Annotated in this window: 1 pseudogene; it reads left to right on the plus strand. The window is 66.3% G+C overall.

What is annotated here, in order from left to right:
* A pseudogene (locus F6S12_RS32795) lies at positions 1-526 on the plus strand (CbbBc protein); the annotation flags it as partial.

The following is a 526-nucleotide window of genomic DNA, read 5'->3' on the forward strand; positions in this document are numbered from 1 at the left end:
GCCACCAAGCTCAACCGCAGCCACCTGGTGACCGGGCGCGAGGCGCTGATCCTGCCGTGCCTGGGCCGCACCGATATCGACATCCAGGCCAACGGCCCGCAAGGCATCACCGTGGAAGACACCTTCAGCATGGTGCATATCTCCCACGGCCAGCTCAAACCCAAGTCGCCGCACCTGCGCTCGGAACCGGCGATCATCGCCGGCATCGCCAACGCCACCCTGGGCCAGCACCCCATCGACTGGCTGTGGGCGATCGAAGACTACGGGCGCATCCGCGACCTGATCGCCGACACCATCCCCGGTTTTGCCGACTTCAACCTCAAGCTGCTCAACCCCGGCGGCTTCCACCTGGGCAACGACGCCAGCCAACGGCGCTGGAACACCGCCACCGGCAAGGCGCGGTTCATCCCCAGCGAGCTGCCGGAACACCTGGTCAGCGCCGGGGTGCGCAAGCTCAAGGTCAAGCCCGACCTGATCCTGCAGACCATGCGCTCCCACGACCAGTACAACACCACCCTGTATGGCC

The organism is Pseudomonas sp. JV245A (assembly GCF_032424515.1).
Lineage (GTDB): Bacteria > Pseudomonadota > Gammaproteobacteria > Pseudomonadales > Pseudomonadaceae > Aquipseudomonas > Aquipseudomonas protegens.